The 386-nt window shown below is 53.9% G+C and carries 1 rRNA gene; it reads right to left on the bottom strand.

Annotated elements, in window-relative coordinates:
• A 23S ribosomal RNA gene (locus C9F12_RS22310) occupies window positions 1-386 on the bottom strand; the annotation flags it as partial.

Raw genomic sequence — 386 nt, 5'->3', positions numbered from 1 at the left:
CCTTGGTCTTCCGGCGGGGGAGTTTTTCACTCCCCTTGTCGTTACTCATGTCAGCATTCGCACTCGTGATACCTCCAGCATGCTTCTCAACACACCTTCATCGGCTTACACGACGCTCCTCTACCGCGTGTTCGCATCCTTAAAATGACTCAGGCCGTTCACCTTGCCCTGCCCGACTCAACGTTCGGGAAGCGCTTTGCCATCGCTTCGCGATGGCAGCGAACTGACACTATCGAATCACCTTAAGTGATGCGAACACACCCGTAGCTTCGGTACCTGGTTTGAGCCCCGTTACATCTTCCGCGCAGGCCGACTCGACTAGTGAGCTATTACGCTTTCTTTAAAGGATGGCTGCTTCTAAGCCAACCTCCTAGCTGTCTAAGCCT

It is taken from the genome of Halomonas sp. BN3-1 (assembly GCF_003056325.1).
Classification (GTDB): Bacteria; Pseudomonadota; Gammaproteobacteria; order Pseudomonadales; family Halomonadaceae; genus Halomonas; species Halomonas litopenaei.
This window is presented reverse-complemented; position numbering and strand designations above follow the sequence as displayed.